General features: G+C 66.6%; 16 protein-coding genes and 1 pseudogene. 8 read left to right on the plus strand and 9 right to left on the minus strand.

From position 1 onward, the window contains the following. Positions 1-11: 11 nt before the first annotated feature. Genes AAHM38_RS00905 through AAHM38_RS00915 form a run of 3 tightly spaced genes read right to left on the minus strand, consistent with a single transcriptional unit; the run spans position 12 to position 3,217 of the window. Positions 12-368, minus strand: a complete 357-nt coding sequence (locus AAHM38_RS00905) for a RidA family protein (RefSeq protein WP_116574997.1) — start codon at positions 366-368, stop codon at positions 12-14. Between the two features lie 21 nt (positions 369-389). After that, positions 390-1,913: an amidase gene (locus AAHM38_RS00910; protein WP_116574998.1), complete on the minus strand. Its 1,524-nt coding sequence runs from the start codon at positions 1,911-1,913 to the stop codon at positions 390-392. A gap of 11 nt (positions 1,914-1,924) precedes the next feature. Then, complete coding sequence (locus tag AAHM38_RS00915; protein WP_116574999.1) at positions 1,925-3,217, minus strand: MFS transporter; 1,293 nt, start codon at positions 3,215-3,217, stop codon at positions 1,925-1,927. 94 nt (positions 3,218-3,311) lie between these two features. Here AAHM38_RS00915 and AAHM38_RS00920 point away from each other — a divergent pair, with 94 nt between their 5' ends. Further along, positions 3,312-3,962: a helix-turn-helix domain-containing protein gene (locus AAHM38_RS00920; protein WP_179817514.1), complete on the plus strand. Its 651-nt coding sequence runs from the start codon at positions 3,312-3,314 to the stop codon at positions 3,960-3,962. Positions 3,963-3,989: 27 nt separating this feature from the next. Here AAHM38_RS00920 and AAHM38_RS00925 read toward each other — a convergent pair whose 3' ends face one another. Further along, a complete protein-coding gene (locus AAHM38_RS00925; RefSeq protein ID WP_116575000.1) occupies positions 3,990-5,582 on the minus strand; it encodes an N-acyl-D-amino-acid deacylase family protein in 1,593 nt (530 codons plus the stop codon). 345 nt (positions 5,583-5,927) lie between these two features. On the opposite strand from AAHM38_RS00925, the gene AAHM38_RS00930 reads away from it, so the two are divergent. After that, complete coding sequence (locus AAHM38_RS00930; protein ID WP_116575001.1) at positions 5,928-6,857, plus strand: hypothetical protein; 930 nt, start codon at positions 5,928-5,930, stop codon at positions 6,855-6,857. 3 nt (positions 6,858-6,860) lie between these two features. Here the strand turns inward: AAHM38_RS00930 and AAHM38_RS00935 are convergent, their stop codons facing one another. From AAHM38_RS00935 to AAHM38_RS00950, 4 genes are all read right to left on the minus strand, one after another. Continuing rightward, positions 6,861-8,318 carry an efflux transporter outer membrane subunit gene (locus tag AAHM38_RS00935; RefSeq protein ID WP_179817519.1) on the minus strand — a complete coding sequence of 486 codons (1,458 nt, stop codon included), beginning with the start codon at positions 8,316-8,318 and terminating at the stop codon, positions 6,861-6,863. Beyond that, positions 8,318-9,631: an efflux RND transporter periplasmic adaptor subunit gene (locus tag AAHM38_RS00940; protein WP_116575003.1), complete on the minus strand. Its 1,314-nt coding sequence runs from the start codon at positions 9,629-9,631 to the stop codon at positions 8,318-8,320. The genes AAHM38_RS00935 and AAHM38_RS00940 overlap by 1 nt, the downstream gene beginning before the upstream one ends. After that, on the minus strand, positions 9,624-12,830 hold the full coding sequence (locus tag AAHM38_RS00945; protein ID WP_116575004.1) for an efflux RND transporter permease subunit: 3,207 nt from the start codon (positions 12,828-12,830) through the stop codon (positions 9,624-9,626). Before AAHM38_RS00945 ends, AAHM38_RS00940 begins: the two co-directional genes overlap by 8 nt. Positions 12,831-12,990: 160 nt before the next feature. After that, a complete protein-coding gene (locus AAHM38_RS00950; RefSeq protein WP_009240125.1) occupies positions 12,991-13,464 on the minus strand; it encodes a MarR family winged helix-turn-helix transcriptional regulator in 474 nt (157 codons plus the stop codon). 187 nt (positions 13,465-13,651) lie between these two features. Between AAHM38_RS00950 and AAHM38_RS00955 the strand changes: the two genes are divergently transcribed. The 6 genes from AAHM38_RS00955 to AAHM38_RS00980 all read left to right on the plus strand — a co-directional run bounded on the left by AAHM38_RS00955 (position 13,652) and on the right by AAHM38_RS00980 (position 22,300). Then, positions 13,652-14,485: a p-hydroxycinnamoyl CoA hydratase/lyase gene (locus tag AAHM38_RS00955; protein ID WP_103518673.1), complete on the plus strand. Its 834-nt coding sequence runs from the start codon at positions 13,652-13,654 to the stop codon at positions 14,483-14,485. A 39-nt stretch (positions 14,486-14,524) separates the two neighbouring features. Beyond that, positions 14,525-15,988 carry an aldehyde dehydrogenase gene (locus AAHM38_RS00960; RefSeq protein ID WP_116575005.1) on the plus strand — a complete coding sequence of 488 codons (1,464 nt, stop codon included), beginning with the start codon at positions 14,525-14,527 and terminating at the stop codon, positions 15,986-15,988. Between the two features lie 81 nt (positions 15,989-16,069). After that, the gene (locus AAHM38_RS00965; protein WP_116575135.1) at positions 16,070-17,974 is read left to right on the plus strand and encodes a feruloyl-CoA synthase; all 1,905 of its coding nucleotides are present in this window, start codon (positions 16,070-16,072) and stop codon (positions 17,972-17,974) included. A gap of 60 nt (positions 17,975-18,034) precedes the next feature. After that, a complete protein-coding gene (locus AAHM38_RS00970; RefSeq protein ID WP_116575006.1) occupies positions 18,035-19,783 on the plus strand; it encodes a tannase/feruloyl esterase family alpha/beta hydrolase in 1,749 nt (582 codons plus the stop codon). A 29-nt stretch (positions 19,784-19,812) separates the two neighbouring features. Further along, positions 19,813-21,045, plus strand: coding sequence for a 3-(3-hydroxy-phenyl)propionate transporter MhpT (mhpT, locus tag AAHM38_RS00975; RefSeq protein WP_116575007.1), 1,233 nt, complete (start codon positions 19,813-19,815; stop codon positions 21,043-21,045). 115 nt (positions 21,046-21,160) lie between these two features. Continuing rightward, complete coding sequence (locus AAHM38_RS00980) at positions 21,161-22,300, plus strand: porin (RefSeq protein WP_116575008.1); 1,140 nt, start codon at positions 21,161-21,163, stop codon at positions 22,298-22,300. 23 nt (positions 22,301-22,323) lie between these two features. Here AAHM38_RS00980 and AAHM38_RS00985 read toward each other — a convergent pair. Then, positions 22,324-23,185: pseudogene (locus tag AAHM38_RS00985) on the minus strand (SDR family oxidoreductase). Positions 23,186-23,204: the final 19 nt, after the last annotated feature.

Genomic DNA, 23,204 nt, shown 5'->3' on the forward strand with positions numbered 1-23,204 from the left:
CGGCCGGCTCCTTAACCCTTGGCCAGCGCCGTGACGGCGATTTCCACATCGATGCCCGGGCGCATCAGGCCCGACTGCACGCAGGCGCGCGTGGGCGCGTGGCCGGCCGGCACCCAGGCTTCCCACGCGGCGTTCAGCTCGGCGAAGTGCTTGGCGTCGGTCAGCCAGATGTTGGCGGAGATCAATCTCGTCTTGTCGACACCCGCTTCAGCCAGCAGGGCGTCGATGCGCTCGAGAATGTTGTTGGTCTGCTCGGTGATCGGCTTGAAGTCGCTGTCAGGCACTTGGCCGGCCAGATGCACGATGCCATTGGCGATCACGATCTGGCTCATGCGGGCGTTGGTGTGGAAGCGTTGGATGTCGGTCATGTCGAGGAGGTCGTTATAGGTTCAGACGGCCGAGGTGCCCATGCCGCTCGTGGCGGCATCGAACACCGGCGGCGCGGTGACGATGGATTGGAGTGCCGGCGTCGGCTGCGTGAGCTTGGCGAGGTCCGGACGCGGCCGCCGCAGCGTAGCAGACGCGTCGAAAGCCTGCTCGAGCGCATGCGCCACGGCCAGCGCTTTGCGGTCTCCGTGGAAGGGCCCGACGATCTGCAGGCCGAACGGCATGCCGGCGTGGTCAACGCCGCACGGCAATGAGATCGCCGGGTGCGTGGTCAGCGTGACGACGTACGTCAGCGCCAGCCAGCGGTAATAGTTCTCCTGCGCGCGGCCGTCGATGTGCGTGGCATACAGCTCGCTCCACGGAAACGGCGACACCGGCGTCGTCGGCGACAGGATCACGTCGTACTGGCCGAACGTCGCCTGGAAGCGTTTGAGGATGCGCGTTTGCTCCGCCTGCGCCCACGCACAATCGGCGAGCGTCATCGCGGCGCCCAGCTCGTAGTTGGCGCGCGAGTTGGGGCCGATCGACGCCGGGTCGCGCGTGTAGGCGTCATGCAGGCCGGCGACGAAGCTTTCTGCGCGGATGACATCGAAGCACCGGTGCACCTCGCCGAGGTCGAACTGCACGGGCTCGCACGACCGGAACATCGGCGCGATGGCGGCAATGCGTTCGCGAAAGACCGCGCGGATGCTGGCATCGACATCGCAGCAGCCGAAATCTTCCGTCCAGCCGACGCGCAGTGTGGAGAGATCGAGCGGCGCGGGCGCGAGAAAGCTGAGCGGATCCACGTGGAAGCTGAGTGGATCGCTTGCCGACAATCCAGCCGTGGCGGCCACTTGCAGGCACGCTTCGGCTACCGTGCGCCCCATCGGGCCGACCACTGAAATGGGCGTCCAGCCGAGCTTCTTGCGCGAGTTCGGGACCAACCCCGGCGATGGCCGAAAGCCGACCACGCCGCATTTTGAGGCCGGAATGCGCAGCGAGCCGCCGGTGTCGGACCCCGTGCAGACGGGCAGCATGTCGCACGCGAGCGCGGCTGCCGCACCGCCCGACGAGCCGCCCGCATTCAGCCTCGGGTTGAACGGGTTGCCTGTGGCGCCCCACACGGGGTTGCGCGTGTTGGCGCCGGCACCGAACTCCGGCACGTTGGTCTTCGCCACCAGCACGGCGCCCGCGGCGCGCAGACGCTCGACCAGCAAGACGTCTTGCGTCGGCACGTTGCTGCGCGCAGTGGGCGAGCCGTACGTCGTCAACAACCCCGCTGTGTCTTCCAGATCCTTCACGCCGAGCGGCAGGCCGTGCAGCAGCCCGAGCGGTTCACCATTCAGCACGGCACGCTCTGCGGCTTTTGCGGCTTCGCGCGCCTGCGGAAAACACGTCGCCGTGACGGCGTTCACGGCAGGATTGATGGCTTCGATACGGTCGATGCAGGCGTCGAGCAACTCGACTGGCGAGATTTCCTTGGCGCCGATCAGCCGGCGCAGTTCCACCGCAGACCGGCTGACAAGTTCGTCGTTGTGCGACATGAGTATTCCCTTTAAAGCGCTTCGCCCGTGCGGTCCCGCAGCCAGATTACCGGCACCAACGACACGAGGCATGCGGCCGCTACATACCACGCTGGCGCCAGCGGGTTGCCGGTGCGCTCCACCAGCCAGCTCGCGATGAACGGCGAGAACCCGCCGAAAAACGATGCGCTCACCACATACGTGAGTGCAATCCCCGTCGCGCGTACGTGCTTGGGAAACAGTTCCGGGATCATCACCAGCACGGGCACGATCTGGGCGGCCACGAATATCGCCAGCAATGCGGATACCGCATACAGCGCCAGCGGCGTCGGATGCGCGCCCAGAAAGGCAAACGCGGGGTACACCGCCAGCAGCATGATGATGCGCGACGTGACCAGCAGGCGTTTGCGGGTGTAGCGATCGGCCAGGCGTCCGGCAATGGGTGCCGCCACAAACAGCACGAGCGAGCTGACCACGCCCGAGGCCACTGCCGCCGTGGGCGACATATGCAGCGTGCGCACCGCGTGGCTCGGCAGGACGAACGCGGTGATATATACCGACACCGAGCCGCCCAGCTCCGCAAACGTGCCGAGAATGGTCAGCTTCAAATGCGTGGTCAGTGCCGCTTTGAGCGCGCCTTGTGGCTTGGCGTGGCCGGGCGCCGTGTCACGGCGGTCGAGCGTTTCTTCCAGCCGGCGGCGGATCAGCATGCCGGCCGGGGCCGCAAAAATGCCCAGCAGGAACGGCAGCCGCCAACCCCAGGCGAGCACCGCCTCCTTGGAGAGCGTCACGTTGATGAGCGTGGCAACCGCGGCGCCCAGCGCGAGCCCCAGCGCGGTCGCCGCAAAGTTCCAGCTCGCAAAGAATGCCCGCGTGCGATCGCTTGCGTACTCGACCAGCAACGTGGTGCCCGGTCCGAATTCGCCGCCGGCTGCAAAGCCCTGCATCAGGCGCGCGGCCAGCACGATCATCGGCGCGAAGATGCCCGCCGTGGCGTACGTGGGCGCCGTGGCAATGAGCGCGCACGACAGCGCCATCATCATGATGGTCAGCACCATCGCCTTCTTGCGCCCGGCGCGATCGGCATACGCGCCGATGATCACGCCGCCGAGTGGCCGCACCACAAAGCCCACGCCAAACACGCCGATCGACAACAGGAACTGGTTCACCGGCGATGCCGATGGAAAGAACAGTTGGCCGATCTGGATGGCGAAGTAGCTGTAGATGGTGAAGTCGTAAAACTCCAGCGCTGTGCCGATGGTGGTAGCGGCAATGACTTGCGTGCGTGACAGCGCGGGGCGGCTGTCGAGGGCGAGTGTCGACACGGGCGGCTCTCCTGTGTTGGAGGCTGGGGAGGGTTTGAGTTATCGTATACGAGAAAAATTAAATTCTCGTATACGAGAAAACCCGGAGACGTGCGTGGCATCGAGCGCAAAAGCGGCTACCCAGCCCCATTCAATCGACGAGGCACCGGCGCAGCTCAATCACCAGGAGGTGGGGGCGCGCATCCGCGAGGCGCGCAAGGCGCGCGGGCTGACGCTGCAAGAGCTGTCGGAGCGCTCTGGCGTGGCGCTGTCGACCATTTCCAAGGCCGAGCGCGGCGATATTGCCCTCACCTATGAGAAGTTTGCCGGCCTGGCGCAGGCATTGGGGCTCGAGTTCGAGCAACTGCTCGGGCGGCGCCGCACGCCCGATGCCGGCCCGCTGCGGCCCACCTTCACCCCATCGGGCGGCCAGGTCATTTACGACACGCCGAATTACGAATATGGGATGCTGGCCGACGCGCTGACCGGCAAACGCATGCTGCCGATGCGCGCACACATCCGCGCGCGCTCGGTCGAGGACTTTCCAGACTACATCCGCCACCCCGGCGAGGAATTCGTCTTCGTGCTGGGCGGCGAGATCGAACTGCGCTTCGAGAACGGCGACGCCTTTCGCCTGACGCCCGGCGACAGCCTGTACTTCGACAGCGCAGTCGGGCACGTCTATCTGTCCGTCAGCGAAGAGCCTGCCGAGATACTGGCGTGCTGCACGGGCACCGATGTGCGCGAACTTGGCGACGTGATCTGAGCTTCGTCGCCGCGTGGCGTGACTTGTTCATTTGCGTAAGGCCCGTCCCGCCAGCACATCCGGCACCGCCTTGCCATCGGCCACAGCCACCGCGCCGTTGACGAGCACCCAGCGCACGCCCACGGGCGGCAGCCCAGGCTGTTCATAGCTGGCGCGGTCGGCGTAGGTGGCGGGGTCGAAGACGACCAGATCGGCAAACTTGCCGGGCTGCACGGTGCCGCGGTCTTTGATGCCGAAAATCTCAGCGGTGCGCGCGCTGGCCTGGCGGACGGCAAACGGCAGCGTCATCACGTGTTTGCGCCTGACGTATTCACCGATGCGGCGTGCGAAGGTGCCGGCTTCGCGCGGGTGTCCGGCAATGCCGTCGGAGCCGCCCACGACGAAGTCCTGCTTCATGAACGCTTCCAGGTCGGCATCGCTCATGTTGAACGACACGATGTTCGTGCCGCCGTGCTGGATCACGCTGATGGCCGCATCGACGGGGCTCACGCCGAGCTTCTTGCCCAGCGCCTCGAGCGACTGCCCGTTGTATTCGGGGTTGGCGGAGATCAGCACCTGCGCCGCCGGCCCGTTGCGCTGTTGCATGGCCTTTTCCATGTCGGCGGCAATGCGCGCGCGCGTGGCGGGGTCTTGCAGTCGCTCGAGCAGCGCGTCGTTGCCGCCGTCGCGCGCCCACCCCGGCACCAGCGCCGGAATGATGTGCGTGCTCGACGCCGTGTACGGATACTGGCTTGCCGATACGTTCATGCCGTTGGCCTGCGCCTGCCGAATCAGGCTGATGACTTCCGCGCTCTTGCCCCACGAATCCACACCCAGCGCCTTGATGTGCGAGATGTGGATCGGGATGCCCGACTGCTGGCCGATGTCCAGCGCCTCTTTCACCGCGTTGACGAGGCCGGTGCGGAAGTTGCCTTCGTCGCGCAGGTGCGTGTCGTAGATGCCGCCATGCGCGGCCACGGTCTTGGCCAACGCCGCCACCTCGTCGGTCTTGGCGAACACACCGGGTGTGTACACGAGGCCCGTCGACATGCCGAAGGCGCCGTCGCGCATGCCGTCTTCCATCACGCCCTGCATGGCTTTGAGTTCTTCAGCGGTGGGTACACGGGCCACGTCGCCCATCACGCTGTGGCGCACGGCGTTGTGGCCCACCAGCATGGCCACGTTGGTGCCGATGCGGTTGGCTTCCAGCGCCTTGAGCGTCGGCCCGATGCGATCGAGATCCGGCCCGTCGCCTTCGAGCACGATGCCGTCGTTGCCGATCACCACCGTCGTCACCCCCTGCAGCAGGTAGGGCAGGTTCTGATGCCGGTCTTTGGCGATGAGGTTGTGATAGGCGTGCGTATGCGGATCGATAAAGCCCGGCGCCACCACCAGCCCGTGCGCGTCGAGCACCGTTTTCGCCTGCACGCCCCCGGCGGAGGGCTGCACCAGCACGATGCGGTCATGGCGGATACCCACGTCGGCCACGAATGGCGCGCCGCCGCGGCCGTCGACCACGGTGCCGTTGCGGATCAGGATGTCGACCGGTTCAGGCGTCGGCGCGGCTCGGGCTGGACCCACAAGCACCAGGCTCAGGGTGAGGGCGGACAGCAGGCACTGCGGCAGACGGTGTGGGCGCATATCGGCTTTCTGTGAGTTTGCAGCGAGTGTAAGGAGCCTTGTGGCACGCATCACATGCAAATGGTTCGGGCTCGTATGCGCAGCGGACATGCTGACCCTTGCCAGCGGACGCGCCCACATTAAGGCGCCGATACAACACTCAGAGATTTCAACATCTGAATTAAGAACAACTAATTGCTCGCAAACCCTTGTCGGCATTGGGTCTGCCCAGACATTAGCAACAATGTGCGGCGGTCCCCACTCCAGAGGGGGCCACCTGCGTTGCCCCGATGACACAATCGCCGAAATTCAGTAATCCATGCCGCGCTACAGCGCGCCGCATGGCGGACCCGGACAAGGAGTTTCATGCAAGGAAGGTGGATTGCGATATCGGCGGCGCGTGCGCGGGCGCACCGGCTTTATGGCGTTCGCGGCTGGCTGGTGACACTGCTATGGCTGAACACGCTGCCGGTGCTCGTGGTGGTGCTGGCGATGGCCATGGTGCTGATGTCGGGCGAGACGGGCGGCGGCGCGGCACGATCGCTGCCGCCGCTTGCAGGTCTGGTGTTTCCGTTGGGGCTGGTTGTTGTGGCGTTTTTGCGCGTACGTTGGTTTCCGTGGGTCTGGCTGGGATATTGCCTGCTGCAACTTTTCGCCACGCTGGGCATGAGCGGCGGGATCAGGGCGTGGGCCGTGCAGGCGTCGGGTGCGGCGTCGGCGGGATTGCCGCTCGCGCTGTTGCTGGCAGCGGAGGTGCTGGTGCCGATCGGGACGCTCGCGTATCTCGCCCGCTCGCGCCGCGTGCGGGTGACATATCGGCACGAGGTGCGGGCGAGCGATCCGGCCGCTGCACCGGCCGTGTTCGACCGGCTGAACGCGAACGAAACGCCGTCCGACGCCACTGACCACGCGCGCGAACGCGCCGCGCTGCGCCGCGTGACGCAGGAGCTGAGTTCCGGCGTGCTCGACACGCAAACCTGGATGCACGTGATGCGTCATCACGCCGACGCCACCGACGGCACACGCACCACCGCCTATGTGCGGGCGCGCATGGCGGTGCTGTGTCCGCCGGCGCATGTGCATCCGCCGCTCGTGCGCACACTCGCATCGGGTGTGGGTGCGCTGGTGGTCAGTCTGGTTGCAGCGGGCGCGCTGATGGCCGCGGTGATTGCGCTTGCGCTGAGCCTGCCCGGCGATGCGACCGCGCTGCTTGAAGCGTGCGTTGCTGTGGCGCTCACCTTGAGCTGGCTGGCGGGGCTGTTTGTGGGCGCGCGGTTCCTGCGCGCCATTGCCTGAGGCTTACCGCTGGGCTGTCGGTATTGGCGCGGCGATAGCGTGGTTCCAGTCGCCGCCCACCGCCTTGACGAGGAACACGCTCGTCGTCATCTGCTGGCCAAGAATCTGCACCGCCGCGCGCTGGCTGTTCAACAGCGACTGCTGCGCGGTGATCACGTCCAAGGACGTTGCCAAGCCGCCCTCATAGCGCGCGCCGGCAATGTCATAGACTTTGCGGGCGCTTTCCACGGCATGGCGCGCCTGGCTTGCGGCACGCTCGAGCGATTGCAGCCCCGCAAGACCGTCCTCCACTTCCTGCAGCGCGCCCAGCACCGTCTGGCGGTAGTTCGCGATCGCGCCCTGGTAAGCCGCGTTGGCAAAGTCCACGCGCGCCCGTGTGCGGCCGGCGTCAAACACCGTCTGAGCGATCTGCGTGCCGAACGACCACAGCAGCGTCGGCGCAGAAAACAGCAGCGCCAGATCGCGGCTTTCCCAACCGGCGCCGCCGTTGAGCATCACGCTCGGGAAGAACGCGGCGCGCGCCACACCCACTTGCGCGTTGGCGGCAGCAGCGCCGCGTTCAGCGGCCGCTACATCGGGCCGGCGCTCGATCACGTCGGAAGGCAGCGCCACCGGAATCTGCGGGGCGGTGCCCTGAAGCGGAATCGGGTCGATATGGAACGCAGGCGCCGGTGTGCCGACCAGCGTGGCGAGCGCGTGTTCGTACTGCGCGCGTTGCTTGGTCAGCAGTTCGGCCTGCGTGGCGGTGCTGTCCACCAGCGCCTGTTGCTGCGCCAGATCGAGCCCCGATGCCACGCCGTCCTGATGCCGCGAGGTGACGAAATCCAGCGCCTTGCGCTGTAGCGCCAGACCTTCCTGCACCACGGCGATTTCCGCGTCGGTCTCGCGCAGGTTGTACCAGGTGGTGGCCACCTGCGCGGCGAGCAGCAGGCGGAAATTCTCGACATTGGCGCCGGCCTGCGCTTCGCTCGCTGCGGCGTTGGCGACGGTGTTGCGCACGCGGCCGAACAGGTCGGCTTCGTAACTGACGTCGGCGCGCAGAACGAAATCGCTCTGCACGGTGGACATGGTCGGGCTGGTGTACGACGAGAGCGGCCGTTCCGAAGAGGTGCGCGTCCGCGTGTCGTTGTTGGTGGCGGTGATGGTCGGCAGCAGGCTGGCACGCGCCACGCGCGTCTGTGCCTGTGCCTGTTCCAGGTTCGACAGCGCGACCTTGAGCGATTGGTTTTCCTGAAGCGCCTGCGTGATCAGCCTGTCGAGCTGCGGATCGTTGAAGCGCTGCCACCACAAGCCCTTGGGTGCGGCGTCGGCCGGTTGCGCAGCGCGCCACGGAGCCTCGGTCTGCCACTGCGCGGGCACGTCCATGGCGGGGCGCTCGTAGGTCGGCGCGAGCGAGCAGGCGGCCAGCGAGACGATCAGCGAGGCCGCCAGCGCGGTGATACGCAGTCGCGGTCGGTCCATCATGATGCGCGCGGTGCCGATGCCGCCGGTGCCGAAGCCGGCGCGGGCGCGACGATGGTCACCGCTTCGCCTTGCTCGATGGAATCGGCCGGGTTGAGGATCAGCGCGTCTGTCGCCTTCAGACCGGAGACGACTTCCACCGTGCGCCCGTAGTCGCGTCCGATGGTGACGGGGCGCAGGTCCACGCGGCCGTTTTCTGCGATGGCGATGCGCGGGCCTTCCTTGCGGAAGAGCAGCGTGTTCGTCGGCACGAGGAAAGTGCCGCGCGCGTTGGCGCCGGCATCGTCGCCGGACGATTTGCCCTTGATGGCGACTTGCACGTACGCCCCGGGCAGCAGGCGCCCGTCCTTGTTGGGCAACTGCACCTCCACCTGCATGGTGCGCGTGGTGGCGTCGATCGCGCCCGAGGCGCGCGCGATGGTGCCGTGGAAGGTCTGGCCGGGCAGCTCGGACAGCGTGACAGCCACGTCCTGCCCGACCTTCACCTGCTGCGAATACGCCTGTGGCACATACAGATAGATGCGCAGCGGATCGGTCTGCGCCAGCGTGAACAGCTCGCGGTTGGCGCCCGCGTTGCCGGCATTGACCAGCGTGCCCACATCGACATTGCGCTTGGTCACCACACCGGCAAACGGGGCCACCACGCGGCGGAAGCCTTGCAGCTCCTGCAGGCGGCGTACGTTGGCTTCGGCGGCGGCCAGATCGGCCTGAGCCTGGTTGGCGGCGCTGGTGCGCTCGTCCAGTTCCTGCTGCGAGACGGCGTCTTTCTGGCGCAGGTTCTGCCAGCGTGCGAGCGACGTTTGTGCCAGCGCCTTGCGCGCGGCGGCCTGGTTGCGTGTGGCTTGCGCCTGGTTCAGTTCCTGGTCGACTTCGGGCGTGTCGAGCAGCGCCAGCACTTCGCCCTTGTCCACGTGGGCACCGATGTCCTTGAACCAGCGCAGCACGTACCCACTGGTGCGGGCATAGATGGGCGATTCAACGTAGCCCTGCAGCGTGCCCGGCAGCGTCAGCTCGCGGTTGGCGTTGGCCGGTTTGGGCGCCGTGGTGTTGACGTAGCGGCTGGTCTGCGCGCTCACCTGACGCTCCAGCGCATGCGCGTTGTAGTAGCGGCTGACCAGCGTGCGGGCAGCGCCCAGCGCCAGCAGAACCACCACGACGATCACGACCCAGCGTGCGCGACGCATGGCCGGGGCGCGGTCCACGTGTTCGATCGGATCGACGGTGACGACGTGGTGCGGCGGTCCCCCCGCGGGGTGCCCCGAATGCAGGCCAGGATGCGCCCCAGAATGGGCTCCGGATGTTTGCTCAGACATGTCCTTCGCTTCCCCGCAAATCTTGACTACGCCGGGCGGCGCGCCGCTGCAATCTGTTGTGCACGCTGGCAAACACCACCGGAACAAAGAAAAGGGTCGAGACGGTCGCGAACAGCAGACCGCCGATCACCGCGCGCCCAAGCGGCGCGTTCTGTTCTGCACCCTCGCCGAGGCCCAGCGCCATCGGCACCATGCCGATGATCATCGCCAGCGCCGTCATCAACACCGGGCGCAGGCGCGTAGCGCCGGCTTCCAGCGCGGCCTGCACCGGCGCAATGCCCTCGGCGAGGCGCTCCCGCGCGAACGAGATCAACAGAATCGAGTTGGCCGTCGCCACGCCCATCGTCATGATCGCCCCCGTGAGCGACGGCACCGACAGCGTCGTTCCCGTCAGGAACAGCATCCACGCAATGCCGGCCAGAGCGGCGGGCAGGGCGGTCACGATGATGAGCGGGTCGATCCACGACTGGAAGTTCACCACGATCAGCAGGTACACCAGCACGATCGCCATGACCAGCCCGACGCCCAGGCCGAGGAACGACGATTCCATCGTGTTGACCTGACCGCGCACCGTGACCTGCGCGCCGCGTGGCAGCTTCGGGCGGATGTCGTCGACGGCCTTCTGCACTTCCTTGGCGACGGCGCCCAGGTCGCGGCCCTGCACGGCGGCATACACGTCCACCACCGGCGTGATGTCGTAGTGGGACACCACTTGCGGCTGCACCGCGGGGCTCACCTGCACGAGGTTGCCCAGCAACTGCGGCCCGCCTGCCTGTGCGGCGCCACCGCGCGAGCTTGCCACCGGCGTGCGCAGCAGTGCGTCGAGCGAATCGACGCGGTACTGCGGGCTGGTGACGGCCACCTGGTACACCACACCGTTGATCGGGTTGAGCCAGAACGTGGGCGATGTCTGGAAGCTGGAGCTGAGCGACACGAGCAGGTTCTGCGCCACGTCGCGGCCTTCCAGGCCGACCTGCTGGATGCGCGTGCGGTCCATGTTCAGCGCCAGCGTGGGCTGATCGAAACGCTGGTGCACGTGCGTATCGACCGCGCCTGGAATTTGCCGGATGCGGTTGGCGAGAATGCCTGCAAGCTGCTGGTTGGTGGCTACATCTGCGCCGGAGAACTGCACGTCGATGGCCGACGGCAGGCCGAAGTTCAGGATCTGGCTGACGATGTCAGCAGGCTGGAAGGCGAATTCCACACCCGGAAAGCGTTTGGGCAATGCTTCGCGCAGGCGGCGGATGTATTCCGCGCTCGGTTTGCGCTCGCCCTCGTGCAGGGCAATCAGGATTTCACCGTCGAGCGTGCCGATCGTGCCCGCGTTGCTGTACGACAGGTTGATCCCCGAGTTCGGCACGCCCAGGTTGTCGAGGATGGTCGACAGCTCCTGCTTGGGAATGATCTCGCGGATGGCCGTTTCCACTTCGTCGGCCAGCCGTGCGGTTTCTTCAATGCGCAGGCCCGACGGGGCGCGCATGTGCAGTCGGATCTGGCCGGCATCGACATCGGGAAAGAAGTCGCGCCCAAGCACGAGGTACAGGGCGCACGACGCCACGCAGAAGCCCAGGAACGACAGCGCAAACACGCGACGGTATTCCAGAAGCCCGCCGAGGATGGCGGCGTAGTTGCCGCGCATGTGTTCGAACTGCGTGTTGAACGCCCGGTAGATGCGGCCGAACGTGCTCGGTTTTGCGTCGGCCTTCCGCGCGTCTTGCGTGTGCCCGGTCATGAGCATCATCACCAGCGTCGGCACCAGCGTGCGCGACAGCACGTACGACGCCAGCATGGCGAAGATCACCGCTTCGGCCATCGGCACGAACAGGTAGCGCGCCACGCCCGTGAGGAAGAACATCGGCACGAAGACGATGCAGATGCAGAGGGTCGACACGAAGGCCGGCACGGCGATCTCCGCTGCGCCATCCAGGATCGCGGTGATCGGTTCCTTGCCCTCGTGCAGGTGGCGCTCGATGTTTTCGATGGTGACGGTGGCGTCGTCCACGAGAATCCCGACCGCCAGCGCCAGGCCGCCCAGTGTCATCAGGTTGATGGTCTCGCCAATCAGGTGCAGCACGATGATCGACGACAGGATCGACAGCGGAATCGACACCGCAATGATGGCCGTGCTGCGCCAGTTGCCCAGGAACAGCAGGATCATCGCGGCCGTCAGGCATGCGGCGATCAGCGCCTCGCGGATCACGCCCTCAATGGCCGCCTTCACGAACAGCGACTGGTCGAACAGCGGCGTGATCTTGAGGTCTTGCGGCAACGCGGCAGCGGCGGTCGGCAGGAGCTTGTAGATGTTGCTGACGATATCGAGCGTCGACGCGCCGCCGTTCTTCAGGATGGAGAGCAGCACGCCGCGCTGCCCGTCCTGGCGCACCACGTTCGTCTGCGGCGAGAAGCCGTCGCGCACATTGGCCACGTCGCCCAGATAGAGCGTGGCGCCGTTGCTGGTCTTGACCGGAATCGCGTTGAGCGCGGCAATGCTGCCCGGCGTGCCGTTGAGCGTGACGCCGTATTCGGTGGCGTCGATCTTTTGCGTGCCGGCCGGCAGGATCAGGTTCTGCGCGCCCACCGCGTTGACGATATCCACCGGCGTCAGGCCCTGGGCCAGCAGCTTCTGCGTGTCGAGATCGACCGTGATCTGCCGGCTCTTGCCGCCATACGGGAACGGCACCGCGATGCCGGGCACCGTGATCAGGCGCGGGCGCAGGAAGTTCAGTGCCGCGTCATTGAGTTCCTGCTCCGACAGCGTGTTGCTCGACAGGCCCAGTTGCAGGATCGGAATGCTCGACGCCGAATACTTGATCACCAGCGGCGGCGTGGTGCCCGGCGGCAACTGCCGCACCTGCGCCTGCGTGCTCGCCACGATCTGCGCGAGGGCGGTCTGGATGTTGGCGTTGGGCTGGAAGAAGACCTTGATGATCGACACGCCGCCCAACGATTGCGACTCGATGTGCTCAATGTCGTTGACGGTGGTCGTCAGGCTGCGCTCCGTGACCGACACGATGCGGTCGGCCATCTCTTTGGCGGGCAGGCCGTTGTAGTTCCAGATGATGCTGGCGACCGGAATGTCGATTTCCGGAAAGATGTCCGTCGGCGTACGCATGAGCGTAAACGGCGTCGCCAGCAGGATCAGCAAGGCGAGGACGATGAACGTCAGTGGCCTTCGCAGCGCAAGTTGGACAATCCACATGGAGGCGTTTTAGAACCGCGAGGCGTTGACGGGGGCGAAGACCGCTCGAACGGCGGCGACCAGCCATTCTATCGCCGAGGGGTGTCGATCAGAATGTTTCTATGATCAGACTTTATTACATTGCATAACGGCGGCAGCCGTGGCAACTGAAGGGCCCCGCTCAGCGCAGATTGCGCCCACATTGCAGCAGCAGATCGTGCAGCAATGCGGCGTGCGCGACGTCGATTCCCTGCAACATTTCCTGCTCCAGACGGCTGACAGCCTCGTCGCACAGCGCCAACAGTGCGAGCGCTTCGTCGGTCAGGCCCAGCATGACGATGCGGCCGTGCGTTGGATCGGGCGTGCGGGTCACCCAGCCGCGCGCTTCCATCGCCTTTACCACTTCATTGGCCGATTGCGGCGACATGAACGAGCGCTCCGCCAGTTGTGCGTTCGACAGGCTGCCGCGCGCGTGCAGCACCGACAGCGCGGTGAATTGCGGCACCGTCAGCCCATGCGGCGCCAGCGCTTCGCCCAAGCGGCGCTTGACGATGCGATCGGTGCGGCCGATCAGGTAGGGCAGTCGTGCAGACGTTGCCGGGGCACCGTCTTGCGCGGGCTGAGGTGTGTTGCGTTTGGTTCGTGTGGCCGCCATGGATGTGAGTGGGTGTGCACCTATGCGATGCGCACATTCTGCTACGTGTCGTTCGGATCAGGGTTTACGGCAATGATAATCTCCTTGTAATATCAGGCTACCTGATATTAAATGGGTCTCAAGCTGAGACACGCCACACACGAGATGGCGGACGTTTCAAGCAAGCCGACAGATCAAGGAGATGGAAATGGCTGATTACCAAGGGCGCTGGCAAACCGTGGATGTAAATGTGGACCAGGGCATTGCATGGGTGACGTTCAACCGCCCGGAGAAGCGCAACGCCATGAGCCCGACGCTCAACTCGGAAATGATCCAGGTGCTCGAAGCGTTGGAGCTGGATGCCGATGCCAAGGTGCTGGTGCTGACCGGCGCGGGTGATGCGTGGACGGCCGGCATGGATTTGAAGGAGTACTTCCGCGAAGTCGACGCCGGCCCGGAAATCCTGCAAGAGAAGATCCGCCGTGACGCCTGCCAGTGGCAATGGAAGCTCTTGCGCATGTATGCCAAGCCAACCATCGCGATGGTCAACGGCTGGTGCTTCGGCGGTGGTTTCTCGCCGCTGGTGGCGTGCGATCTGGCGATTGCCGCAGACGAGGCCACTTTCGGCCTGTCGGAAATCAACTGGGGCATTCCGCCGGGCAACCTCGTCAGCAAGGCGATGGCCGATACCGTGGGCCACCGCCAGGCCCTCTACTACATCATGACCGGCGAGACCTTCACCGGTCAGCAGGCTGCCGCCATGGGCCTCGTCAACGAGAGCGTGCCGCATGCCCACCTGCGTGCGCGCACCGTGGCACTGGCCGAGAAGCTGCTCGAGAAGAACCCCGTGGTGCTGCGCGCCGCCAAGCATGGCTTCAAGCGCAGCCGCGAGCTGACGTGGGAGCAGAACGAGGACTACCTGTACGCCAAGCTCGACCAGGCCACGCTGCGTGATCCGGAGGGCGGCCGTGAGCAGGGCCTCAAACAGTTCCTGGACGACAAGTCGATCAAGCCGGGCCTGCAAGCCTACAAGCGCGCCTGATCTGGCCCGCTCACGCCCACGCCCCCCGGAGACGAACCCATGCCTGAGGTGACCCAGCTTGTGACCCTGCTGATCGGTGGTCAAAGCCGGCCGGCTGCCAACGGTGCCACCTTCGAGCGCCGCAACCCGGTGAACGACGCGGTTGCCTCGCGCGCGGCGGCTGCCACGCTGGAGGACGCCGACGTCGCCGTGCAGGCTGCCGCCGATGCCTTCCCTGCGTGGGCGGCGCTGCCGCCGGGCGAGCGCCGCAAGCGCCTGCTCAAGGCAGCCGACCTGATGGACCAGCACACCGACGCCTTCATCCGCGCCGGCGCGGCCGAAACCGGCGCCAGTCCCAACTGGATCGGCTTCAACGTCATGCTGGCGGCCAACATGTTGCGCGAAGCCGCCTCCATGACCACGCAGATCGACGGCAGCGTCATTCCCTCCGACGTGCCGGGCAACTTTGCGATGGCCGTGCGCCAGCCCTGCGGTGTGGTGCTCGGCATTGCACCGTGGAATGCGCCGGTGATCCTGGGCACGCGCGCGCTGGCAATGCCGCTGGCATGCGGCAACACGGTCGTGCTCAAGGCGTCGGAACTGTGTCCGGGCGTGCATCGGCTGATCGGCACCGTGCTGCAGGAGGCTGGCCTGGGCGATGGCGTGGTCAACGTGGTGACCAATGCGCCGGCCGACGCCGCCCAGGTGGTGGAGCGCCTGATCGCGCATCCGGCCGTGCGCCGCGTGAACTTCACGGGCTCCACGCACGTGGGGCGCATCATTGCGCAGCACGCGGCGCGGCACCTGAAGCCTGCGCTGCTGGAGCTGGGCGGCAAGGCGCCGGTGCTCGTGCTGGACGATGCGGATCTGGATGCCGCGGTCGATGCGATTGCGTTTGGCGCGTTCTTCAACCAGGGGCAGATCTGCATGTCGACCGAACGCGTCATCGTCGATCGCAAGATTGCCGATGCCCTCGTCGACAAGCTGGCCGCCAAGGCACGCACGCTTCGCGCAGGTGACCCGACTGACGCTACAGCGCAGTTGGGCGCGATGGTCAGCGTAGATGCGGCCCGGCGCGTGCAGGCGCTGGTGGAAGACGCCCGTGCGCACGGCGCCGCGCTGCCCGTCGGCTTGCACATGGATGGCGCCATCGTGCAGCCCGCCATCGTGGACGGCGTAACGCCCGCCATGCGGTTGTACAACGAGGAATCGTTCGGCCCCGTGGTGACGGTGGCGCGTGTGGATGGCGATGAAGAGGCGATCCGCCTGGCCAACGACAGCGAATACGGCTTGTCGGCCGCCGTGTTCAGCCGCGATGTGTCGCGCGCCATGCGGGTTGCGCAGCGTATCGAATCGGGCATCTGCCACATCAACGGCCCCACCGTGCACGACGAGGGGCAGATGCCGTTTGGCGGCGTGAAGAGCAGCGGCTACGGCCGGTTTGGCGGCAAGGCGTCGATTGCGGAATTTACCGAGCTGCGCTGGATCACCTTGCAGAATACGCCGCGCCACTATCCGATTTAACCGATCTGAAGTTCGGCAGCCGCCCACCACAACCATAAAACGGGCGGCGCATTCAGGAGACAAGACGTGAATCACGTCGAAATGCAGGCTCAGGGCCCGCAGGTTCAAACCCGGCATCACACGCCGCCCCCGGCAGGTGTGCCCGATCAACCCTACAGGCAGGTCGCCGTGAGCGATGCGCCTGCGCGTTGCGAGATGGACGCGCGCGACGGCACTGTCTGGCACGTGCGCAATACCGAGGCGTTGGCCGAGCATCCGCCGCGCATGACCGACTGCCTCGTGGCGGGCGCGCAGCGCCACCCCGATCGCGTGCTGGCCGCTCGCCGTGGCCCGGACGGCGCGTGGATCAAGCTGACGTACCGCGAGATGCTGGAGCGCGCACGCGCCATCGGTCAGGCGCTGCTGGATCGCGGTGTCTCCACCGAGCGCCCGCTGGCGATCCTGTCCGGCAACGATCTTGAACACTTGCAGCTGGCACTCGGCGCCATGTGGGCGGGTGTGCCATACGCGCCTGTGTCGCCGCCGTATGCGTTGGTGTCGACCGATTTCGGCAAGCTGCGCCACGTGTTTGACGTGCTGACGCCCGGGCTTGTCTATGCCGCAGATGGCGCGGCCTTCGCCAACGCCATCGACGCGGTGGTGCCCGACGGCGTGGAGGTCATCACGCGCGACGGCGTATTGCCGGGGCGCAGCGCTACAGCCTTCGACACGTTGCTGCAGACGCCCGTGGCGACGGCAGACGCCGCACAGGCCGCCACCGGCCCCGATACGTTGGTCAAGGTGCTGTTCACCTCCGGCTCGACACGCGCTCCCAAGGCCGTGCCGACCACGCACCGCATGCTGTGCAGCAACCAGCAGATGCTGCGCCAGACCATTCCCGAATTCGCCAAGGAGCCGCCGGTGCTGGTGGACTGGCTGCCCTGGAACCACACCTTCGGCGGCAGCCACAACGTGGGCATCGTGCTCTACAACGGCGGCACGCTTTACATCGATGACGGCCGGCCCGTGCCGGGCAAATTCGACGAGACCCTGCGCAACCTGCACGAGATCGCGCCCACCGCGTATTTCAACGTGCCCAAGGGGTGGGAAGAACTCGCGCTGGCGCTGGAACGGGACCCGGCCCTGCGGGAGATCTTCTTCTCGCGCGTGAAGCTGTACTTCTTTGGTGGTGCCGGGCTGTCGCAAGAGGCCTGGGACCGGCTGGAGCGCGTCACCGGCCAGCACTGCGGCGAGCGCATCCGCATTATGGCCGGCCTGGGCATGACGGAGACGTCGCCGTGCTGCCTGTTCACCACTGCGCCGATCATGCGCTCCGGCTATGTCGGCACGCCGGCGCCGGGCTGCGAACTCAAGCTCGTGCCCGTGGGCGACAAGCTGGAGGCGCGCTTTCGCGGGCCGCACGTCATGCGTGGCTACTGGCGCCTGGGCGAAGAGCCTGCCGCGCCGGTCTTCGACGAAGACGGCTATTACTGCAGCGGTGACGCGCTGCGTTTCTACGATCCGGAGCACCCGGAAAAAGGCCTCGTCTTCGATGGCCGCATTGCAGAGGACTTCAAGCTCAGCTCCGGCACGTTCGTCAGCGTGGGCCCGTTGCGCGCACGTGTGATTGCCGCGGGCGCGCCGTATGTGCAGGACGTGGTGATTGCCGGCATGAACCGTGACGACATCGGCTTGCTGGTGTTCCCGCAGATGGAGCGATGCCGGCGGCTGTCGGGCCTGCCGCCAAGCGCCAGCGCAGCCGACGTGTTGGCTGCCCCCGCCGTGCGCGCCGCGTTTGCCGCGCTGCTGCACGAACTGAACGCCACGGCCACCGGCAGCGCCACGCGCGTGGCGCGGCTGCTGTTGCTGGACGTGCCGCCGTCGCTGGATCGTGGTGAGGTGACCGACAAGGGCACGCTCAACCAGCGCGCCGTGCTGGCCCACCGTGCCGAGCAGGTCGACACGCTGTATCGCGATGGCGATCCTGCGGTGATTCGCGCGGGTTGATTCCAACGCAGCAATCCGACCAACCGGCAAAGACCGGTTCATCCACCCAGGAGGAGACTCATGAAGACCGTCATGTCACGGGGCATGGCGCTGGCCGCGCTCGCCCTCGCGCTGAGCTGCGCCGGCTGCAACGACGACAGCACAGGCGACGCATCAACGTCGCAAGCATCGCAGCTGCCACAGCTTTCGCCCGCCACCGGTTTGAACCTTGCCGCTGCGTGCGAGAGCTTTGCCGGCAAACTGAGTTTTGCCAACACCAGCATTACCGCCATCTCGACCGTGGCGGCAGGCACGTTGAGCGTGGGCGGCAACGCCGTGCCCGAGCACTGCCTGGTCACCGGCACCATGAACACGCGCGTGAGCCCCGTGGATGGCAAGACCTACGCCATCGGTTTTGAGATGCGCCTGCCCAAGGCCTGGAATGGGCGCTTCTATTACCAGGCCAACGGCGGGCTGGATGGCTCCGTGGCCACCGCGTTGGGCGCATTGGGCGGTGGTCCCATCAGCAGCGCGCTGGGCTCGGGGTTTGCCGTCATCAGTTCGGATGCGGGGCATAACGGCAGCCAGGTGCCGCTGTTCGGGCGCGACCCGCAGGCCCGCCTCGACTACGGCTACAACGCCGTTGCCACGCTCACGCCGATGGCCAAGTCGATGATCGCGCAGGTGTACGGCAAGGCGCCGGACCGCAGCTACTTTGGCGGGTGCTCCAACGGCGGGCGCCATGCGATGGTGGCCGCCGCGCGTTCGGCCAATGCGTATGACGGCATCGTGGCCGGCGACCCGGGCTTCCACCTGCCCAAGGCGGCCATCAACGAGGTGTACAGCGCGCAGCAACTGGCGACGGTGGCCACGGCCAACACCAGCGCCGGCTTTCCGGACATCACCACGTCTCTGAGCGCCACGGAGCGCTCCATGGTCGCCAGCCACGTGCTCGCCAAGTGCGATGCGCTGGACGGCACCACCGACGGCATGATCAACAACCTCAAGGCGTGCCAGACCGCCTTCAGCCTCGCCAACGATGTGCCGACTTGCACCGGCGCCCGAGACGGCACCTGCCTGACCGCCGCGCAGAAAACCGTGATGGCCAACCTGTTTGCCGGCGCGCGCAACAGTGCGGGGCAGGCGCTGTACTCGGGCTTTTCGTTTGACGCCGGCATCAGCGGCAGCAACTGGGCGGCGTGGAAGCAAGGCAACTCGATCCAGCTGGATCCTGCAGCGCTGGCGTTCGTGTTCACGACCACGCCGCAGCCGGCGTCGGCCATCACGTCACTCACCGCGTATGGCCTGGCGTTCAACATGGACACCGACGCCCCGAAAATCTTCGCCACCGACGCCACGTACACCGAATCCGCCTGGTCATTCATGACGCCGCCGGATGAGACCAACCTCGGCACGCTCAAGGGGCGCGGCGCCAAGCTGATGGTCTACCACGGCACGAGCGACCCGGTGTTCTCGTCCGACGACACGACCGATTGGTACCAGCGCCTGGCTGCAGCCAACGGCGGCGATGCCAGCAACTTCGCGCGCTTCTATCCAGTGCCCGGCATGAACCATTGCTCGGGCGGCCCGACCGCCGATCAGTTCGACATGCTCACGCCACTGGTGGCATGGGTAGAACACGGCGTGGCGCCCGACAGTGTGGTCGCCACCGCACGCGGCCCCGCCAACGCCGTGCCGAATGCCGAAGTGCCCAGCGACTGGAATGCCGCCGGCCACGACCGCACGCGCCCGCTGTGCGCCTACCCGAAGAACGCGCGCTACACGGGCACCGGCAGCGTCAACGACGCGTCGAGCTTCACTTGCCAATGACGGCCGCCCACCATCCGGAAGGAGACGACATGCAAACCACCACCACGACATTGGCGCGGGAGCGCGTCGGCCCCGGCGTCGCCATGACGCTCGGGCTGTGCTTCATCGTTGCGCTGCTTGAAGGGCTCGACCTGCAATCCATCGGCGTGGCTGCGCCGCGCATGGCGCGCGAGTTCGGCCTGTCGGTCGGGCAGATGGGCCTGGCCTTCAGCGCCGGCACGTTCGGCCTGTTGCCGGGCGCCATGCTGGGCGGCCGCCTGGCCGATCGCATCGGCCGCAAGCGCGTGCTGATCCTGGCGACGGCGCTGTTCGGCATCTTTTCGATCGCCACCGCGCACGTGTGGGATTTCAACAGCCTGTTGGCGATCCGCGTGGCCACCGGCATCGGCCTGGGGGCCGCCATGCCCAACCTGATCGCGCTGTGTGCCGAAGCGGTACCCGCACGCCTGCGCAACACCGCCGTGAGCGTCATGTATTGCGGCATCCCGTTTGGAGGTGCCATCGCCGCGGTGGTCGGCATGTTGAGCGCGGGCGATTCCGGCTGGCGCCATATCTTCTACGTGGGCGGCTTCGGCCCGCTGGTGGTGGTGCCGCTGCTGCTGACGCTGCAGGAGTCGCGCCGGTTTGACCGCAGTTTCGACGGTCAGCAACGCGGCGCCATCCAGCCGCCGCCGGTGTCATGGGCACTGTTTGGCGAGCGCCGGACGGCCGCCACGCTGTTCCTGTGGGTGAGCTACTTCTTCACGCTGATCGTGCTGTATTTCCTGCTCAACTGGCTGCCCTCCCTGATGGCCGCGCAGGGGCTGAGCCGGCCGCAGGTGGGCATGGTGCAGATCCTGTTCAACATCGGCGGCGGTGCAGGCGCGCTGGGCATTGGCATGCTGATGGACGCGGCGCGCCCGCGCTGGGTGGTGTCGGGCATGTATGTCGGCATCATCGCGGCGCTGTCGTTGCTGGCTGCGGCGGGCGGCATGGCATCGATGTCGGCCGGCGCCTTCATGGCTGGGCTGTTCGTGATCGGCGCGCAGTCGGTGCTGTATGCGCTGGCGGCGGCGTACTACCCGACCGTCGTGCGAGGCACCGGCGTTGGCGCTGCGGTGGCGGTGGGCCGGTTGGGCTCGATCGCCGGGCCGCTGCTGGCCGGTCAACTGCTGGCGATGGGGCAGCACGCCACCACCATCATCGGCGCCAGCATCCCGGTCACCATCATCGCGGCGCTGGCTGCGCTGCTGCTGCTCAAGCGGCCGCGCGTGCAGGACTGACATAGCGGTTGTTCTTTCTCGCGCCGTCGCCCCGATGGCGCCTCCCACGCATACCAAACTGCCGGCCCGCCAGACATGGGGCGCGGGACCGGCTCGACCCTAGGAGGGGCCCCACATGCAAAACACCACCTTGCGCACGCGCTGTCTCATGCTGGTGGCAGCCGCCACGTGCGCACTCGCCGGCGGAGCTGCCCGCGCACAGAGCGTCACGCTCTACGGCCTGATCGACACTGGCATCGAATACGTGAGCCACGCCAATACCAACGGCAACGGCCTCACGCGCATTCCGTCGGTCACGGGCACGCTGCCCTCGCGCTGGGGCCTGCGCGGCGCTGAAGACCTGGGCAACGGCATGAAGGCCGTGTTCACGCTGGAAAGCGGCTTCAACACCGACACCGGCACTTCCGGCCAGGGCGGCCGCCTGTTCGGCCGGCAGGCGTGGGTCGGGCTGGCGAGCGATTACGGCACCGTCACGCTGGGGCGGCAGTACAGCATGGTGTTTCTGTCGCTGGCCGATGCAGACATCCTCGGCCCCAGCCAGTACGCCATCGGTTCACTGGATGCGTACGTTCCCAATGCACGCACGGACAACACCATCGCCTACAAGGGCACCTTCAGCGGCCTGACGGTGGGTGCTACGTATTCGTTTGGGCGTGACGCGGCGGGCGGTGTGCCGGCCTCCGGAACCTGCGCGGGCGAGGTGGCGGGCAACGCGTCGGCATGTCGCGCCATGTCGGCCATGGTGAAGTACGACGCGGCCACCTTCGGCGTGGCCGGCGCTTACGAGGAACAACGCGGCGGCACTGGCGCCACCGCATCCTTCTTCAACGGCAGCGCGCCCATCGCGCTCACCGATGCGGGCGACAAGGACCGCCGCATCGTCGCCAACGGCTATGTAAAGCTCGGCAACGCCAAGCTGGGCGTCGGCTGGATCGGTCGCCGCGTGCAAGCCGTCGCGGGCGACGTCCGTTCCAACCTGTACTTCGTCAACGGCAGCTATCCGCTCACGGGCGCACTCACGCTTGATGCGGGCCTGATCCGCCTGGTCAATGCCGACCAGAGCCGCAGCGCGACGATGGCCGTCCTGCGCGGCGTCTATGCGCTCTCGAAGCGCACGGCGCTGTATGCGCAGACCGGCTATCTGTGGAACAGCGCCAACGCGCAGTATTCCGTCAGCGGTGGCGGCGGTGGGACCACGCCGGCCAGGGGCGTGAGCCAGCTCGGCGCGATGGTGGGGATGCGGACGGCGTTTTGATGATGCGGAGGGCAAGCGCACTGTCACCCGTTGACGATCTCCCCCCCCATTCGGATGCAGCGTCTGGCCCGTCATGTAACTTGCATCGGCAGATGCAAGAAAGATGTAGCAAGGCGCCACTTCATCGGGCTGGCCCGCGCGGCCCAGTGGCTCCTTGCTGCCGAATTTTGCGACGTGCTCCGCATCGAACGTGGACGGGATCAACGGTGTCCAGATCGGCCCCGGTGCCACCGCGTTCACCAGGATGCTCTTGTCCGCGAGCTGCTGCGCCAGCGAGCGCGTGAACGCCACGATCGCCCCCTTGGTGGCGGCGTAGTCCACCAGGTGGCCGCTGCCGCGAAACGCGGTGACCGACGTGGTCGTGATGATGCGGGCGCCTTCATGCAGGTGCGGCAGCGCGGCACGGATCAAATAGAACATCGCAAAGACGTTCGTGCGGAACGTCCGTTCGAGCTGCGCCGCATCGATGTCGGCCAGGCTTTGCTGCGGGTGCTGTTCCGCCGCGTTGCTCACCACGATGTCGATCTTGCCGAACGTGGCGACCGCCTGCGTGATGACCGCGCGGGCGTGTGCCTCGTCGCCCAGGTCGCCGGCAATGGCTTCGCAGCGGCGGCCCGTTGCGCGGACGAGGCGGCAGGTCTGGTTGGCGTCGTCGTGTTCGTCCAGGTACGCGATCAGCACATCGGCGCCTTCCTTGGCAAAGCCGATGGCGACCGCGCGGCCGATGCCGCTGTCGCCGCCGGTGACGATGGCCACCTTGTTTGTGAGCTTGCCGCTGCCGACGTAATTTTCCATTTCGGATTGCGGGCGGGGGGTCATGTTGGCTTCAGTGCCCGGCTGACGGTCCTGATGCTGTGGCGGTTGCTGTTGGGGCTGGTCGGGCATGGTGGGCTCGCTATGAAAG

This window comes from Ralstonia sp. OTU4908, from assembly GCF_038440115.1.
In the GTDB taxonomy this organism is placed as follows: Bacteria; Pseudomonadota; Gammaproteobacteria; order Burkholderiales; family Burkholderiaceae; genus Ralstonia; species Ralstonia pickettii.

What these genes read in the sequence shown, in the direction of transcription:
- AAHM38_RS00905 (WP_116574997.1), bottom strand. Translation starts at nt 368, where the DNA reads ATGACCGACATCCAACGCTTCCACACCAACGCCCGCATGAGCCAGATC.
- AAHM38_RS00910 (WP_116574998.1), bottom strand. Translation starts at nt 1,913, where the DNA reads ATGTCGCACAACGACGAACTTGTCAGCCGGTCTGCGGTGGAACTGCGC.
- AAHM38_RS00925 (WP_116575000.1), bottom strand. Translation starts at nt 5,582, where the DNA reads ATGCGCCCACACCGTCTGCCGCAGTGCCTGCTGTCCGCCCTCACCCTG.
- AAHM38_RS00930 (WP_116575001.1), top strand. Translation starts at nt 5,928, where the DNA reads ATGCAAGGAAGGTGGATTGCGATATCGGCGGCGCGTGCGCGGGCGCAC.
- AAHM38_RS00935 (WP_179817519.1), bottom strand. Translation starts at nt 8,318, where the DNA reads ATGGACCGACCGCGACTGCGTATCACCGCGCTGGCGGCCTCGCTGATC.
- AAHM38_RS00940 (WP_116575003.1), bottom strand. Translation starts at nt 9,631, where the DNA reads ATGTCTGAGCAAACATCCGGAGCCCATTCTGGGGCGCATCCTGGCCTG.
- AAHM38_RS00945 (WP_116575004.1), bottom strand. Translation starts at nt 12,830, where the DNA reads ATGTGGATTGTCCAACTTGCGCTGCGAAGGCCACTGACGTTCATCGTC.
- AAHM38_RS00950 (WP_009240125.1), bottom strand. Translation starts at nt 13,464, where the DNA reads ATGGCGGCCACACGAACCAAACGCAACACACCTCAGCCCGCGCAAGAC.
- AAHM38_RS00955 (WP_103518673.1), top strand. Translation starts at nt 13,652, where the DNA reads ATGGCTGATTACCAAGGGCGCTGGCAAACCGTGGATGTAAATGTGGAC.
- AAHM38_RS00960 (WP_116575005.1), top strand. Translation starts at nt 14,525, where the DNA reads ATGCCTGAGGTGACCCAGCTTGTGACCCTGCTGATCGGTGGTCAAAGC.
- AAHM38_RS00965 (WP_116575135.1), top strand. Translation starts at nt 16,070, where the DNA reads ATGCAGGCTCAGGGCCCGCAGGTTCAAACCCGGCATCACACGCCGCCC.
- AAHM38_RS00970 (WP_116575006.1), top strand. Translation starts at nt 18,035, where the DNA reads ATGAAGACCGTCATGTCACGGGGCATGGCGCTGGCCGCGCTCGCCCTC.
- mhpT (WP_116575007.1), top strand. Translation starts at nt 19,813, where the DNA reads ATGCAAACCACCACCACGACATTGGCGCGGGAGCGCGTCGGCCCCGGC.
- AAHM38_RS00980 (WP_116575008.1), top strand. Translation starts at nt 21,161, where the DNA reads ATGCAAAACACCACCTTGCGCACGCGCTGTCTCATGCTGGTGGCAGCC.